2 rRNA genes are annotated in these 3,006 nt (G+C 52.6%); both read left to right on the forward strand.

Annotated features, from left to right (window positions below):
• Positions 1-2,716 (forward strand): 23S ribosomal RNA (locus SBL51_RS23150); the annotation flags it as partial.
• Positions 2,717-2,884: 168 nt separating this feature from the next.
• Positions 2,885-3,000 (forward strand): 5S ribosomal RNA (gene rrf / locus SBL51_RS23155).
• Positions 3,001-3,006: the final 6 nt, after the last annotated feature.

Raw genomic sequence — 3,006 nt, forward strand, 5'->3', positions numbered from 1 at the left:
CATAGGTGTAAGAGGCGAACCCGGGGAACTGAAACATCTAAGTACCCGGAGGAAAAGAAATCAACCGAGATTCCCTGAGTAGCGGCGAGCGAAAGGGGAGTAGCCGATTGTTATTGTGTTAGTGGAACCATCTGGAAAGTTGGGCGATACAGGGTGATAGCCCCGTACACGAAAGCACAGTGATGACATATTAAGTAGGGCGGGACACGTGTTATCTTGTCTGAAGATGGGGGGACCATCCTCCAAGGCTAAATACTCCTAACTGACCGATAGTGAACCAGTACCGTGAGGGAAAGGCGAAAAGAACCCCGGAGAGGGGAGTGAAATAGATCCTGAAACCGTGTGCGTACAAGCAGTCGGAGCAGACTTGTTCTGTGACGGCGTACCTTTTGTATAATGGGTCAGCGACTTACTGTCTGTAGCAAGGTTAACCGAATAGGGGAGCCGTAGAGAAATCGAGTCTTAATAGGGCGTTAAGTTGCAGGCAGTAGACCCGAAACCCGGCGATCTACCCATGGCCAGGTTGAAGGTGCCGTAACAGGCACTGGAGGACCGAACCGCCATCTGTTGAAAAAGATTCGGATGAGCTGTGGGTCGGAGTGAAAGGCTAATCAAGCCGGGAGATAGCTGGTTCTCCCCGAAAACTATTTAGGTAGTGCGTCAGGTCTTACCCTCGGGGGTAGAGCACTGTTTGGGCTAGGGGGTCATCCCGACTTACCAACCCCATGCAAACTCCGAATACCGAGGAGTACAATCCTGGCAGACAGACGGCGGGTGCTAACGTCCGTCGTCGAGAGGGCAACAACCCAGACCGCCAGCTAAGGTCCCCAATTACAGTTAAGTGGGAAACGATGTGGGAAGGCACAGACAGCTAGGAGGTTGGCTTAGAAGCAGCCATCCTTTAAAGAAAGCGTAATAGCTCACTAGTCGAGTCGGCCTGCGCGGAAGATTTAACGGGGCTCAAACTGTAAACCGAAGCTGCGGATGCACTTGTGCATGGTAGGGGAGCGTTCTGTAAGCCGCTGAAGGTGTGTTGAGAAGCATGCTGGAGGTATCAGAAGTGCGAATGCTGACATGAGTAACGATAAAGGGGGTGAAAAACCCCCTCGCCGGAAGACCAAGGGTTCCTGTCCAACGTTAATCGGGACAGGGTTAGTCGGCCCCTAAGGCGAGGCTGAAAGGCGTAGTCGATGGGAAACGGGTTAATATTCCCGTACTTTTTGTTACTGCGATGGAGGGACGGAGAAGGCTAGGCCAGCGCGGCGTTGGTAGTCCGCGTTTAAGCTAGTAGGCTGAGATCTTAGGCAAATCCGGGATCTTAAGGCCGAGAGGTGATGACGAGTTCTTCTTTGAAGAACGAAGTGGTTGATGCCCTGCTTCCAGGAAAAGCTTCTAAGCATAGGTAACAAAGAACCGTACTCGAAACCGACACAGGTGGTCAGGTAGAGAATACCAAGGCGCTTGAGAGAACTCGGGTGAAGGAACTAGGCAAAATGGTACCGTAACTTCGGGAGAAGGTACGCTGCTGACGGTGAAGGACTTGCTCCGTAAGCTGTTGGCAGTCGAAGTGACCAGGTGGCTGCAACTGTTTATTAAAAACATAGCACTCTGCAAACACGTAAGTGGACGTATAGGGTGTGACGCCTGCCCGGTGCCGGAAGGTTAATTGATGGGGTTAGCTTAGGCGAAGCTCTTGATCGAAGCCCCGGTAAACGGCGGCCGTAACTATAACGGTCCTAAGGTAGCGAAATTCCTTGTCGGGTAAGTTCCGACCTGCACGAATGGCGTAATGATGGCCACGCTGTCTCCACCCGAGACTCAGTGAAATTGAAATCGCAGTTAAGATGCTGCGTTCCCGCGGCTAGACGGAAAGACCCCGTGAACCTTTACTATAGCTTGACACTGAACTCTGAGCCTACTTGTGTAGGATAGCTGGGAGGCTTTGAAGCGTGGACGCTAGTCCATGTGGAGCCGCCGTTGAAATACCAGCCTGGTATGTTTGGGGTTCTAACGCTGGCCCATTATCTGGGTTGCGGACAGTGTCTGGTGGGTAGTTTGACTGGGGCGGTCTCCTCCCAAAGAGTAACGGAGGAGCACGAAGGTTGGCTAATCCTGGTCGGAAATCAGGAGGTTAGTGTAATGGCACAAGCCAGCTTGACTGCGAGACTGACAAGTCGAGCAGGTACGAAAGTAGGTCATAGTGATCCGGTGGTTCTGTATGGAAGGGCCATCGCTCAACGGATAAAAGGTACTCCGGGGATAACAGGCTGATACCGCCCAAGAGTTCACATCGACGGCGGTGTTTGGCACCTCGATGTCGGCTCATCACATCCTGGGGCTGAAGCCGGTCCCAAGGGTATGGCTGTTCGCCATTTAAAGTGGTACGCGAGCTGGGTTTAGAACGTCGTGAGACAGTTCGGTCCCTATCTGCCGTGGGCGTTGGAAAGTTGAGAAGAGTTGCTCCTAGTACGAGAGGACCGGAGTGAACGAACCTCTGGTGTTCGGGTTGTCATGCCAATGGCATTGCCCGGTAGCTACGTTCGGACGGGATAACCGCTGAAAGCATCTAAGCGGGAAGCCTCCTTCAAGATAAGCTTTCCCTGGGACCTTGAGTCCCCTAAAGGGCCGTTTAAGACTAAGACGTTGATAGGCTGGGTGTGTAAGCGTTGTGAGGCGTTGAGCTAACCAGTACTAATTGCCCGTGAGGCTTGACCATATAACTGAAGGCATTATCTGAGCGATAACGATAATCGCGGACAGAGAAGCTGGTTGCTAGTGAGAGTGGCGAGTTCAGGTGAGAGCCGGAGCACGCACAGTAATATCAGACTTTATCGACCACCCCTATTAGCTGGCGTTGCGAAAGGCAGCGACGGCAACCGAATTGCTTGACGACCATAGAGCGTTGGAACCACCTGACCCCATCCCGAACTCAGTAGTGAAACGACGCATCGCCGATGGTAGTGTGGGGTCTCCCCATGTGAGAGTAGGACATCGTCAAGCTTCTAT

Source organism: Halioxenophilus sp. WMMB6 (genome assembly GCF_033283405.1).
Lineage (GTDB): Bacteria > Pseudomonadota > Gammaproteobacteria > Pseudomonadales > Cellvibrionaceae > Halioxenophilus.